We start from the raw sequence: 371 nt of genomic DNA on the forward strand, positions 1-371 counted from the left end.
CTTTCATACTTTCATTGAGTTTTATGTTATGATGAAATTCGCCGAAGCTGGAGTCAAACCAAAGGAGGTTTTAAAAGCGCATAATGATCTTACTAAATTTTTTCGAACCGCATTTCCATTTGCCAAAAAGGAAGTTTTAGAGGGGATTAGGAGTGATGGGAAGCATATTTTCCTCGAAACCAAACTTGGAACAGTAGAGTTAAATGGAACCAAACAGTTCAATTTGGACTTTATCAAACTGTTCTTTGTAAAACTTGACTTTGGTGAGGATAACTTAGCCAATAGGTTTTGGCCTTTGGGTAAAGAAAGACATATTGTCGTCGATCCCAAACGCAAATTTGGAAGCCCCGTCCTCAAAGATTATAATATAT

General features: G+C 36.7%; 1 pseudogene. It reads left to right on the forward strand.

Annotated features, from left to right (window positions below):
- Window positions 1–371: pseudogene (locus ACRHNM_RS16345) on the forward strand (DUF433 domain-containing protein); the annotation flags it as partial.

Origin of the sequence: Psychroserpens mesophilus (assembly GCF_050617655.1) — a bacterium.
In the GTDB taxonomy this organism is placed as follows: domain Bacteria; phylum Bacteroidota; class Bacteroidia; order Flavobacteriales; family Flavobacteriaceae; genus Psychroserpens; species Psychroserpens mesophilus_A.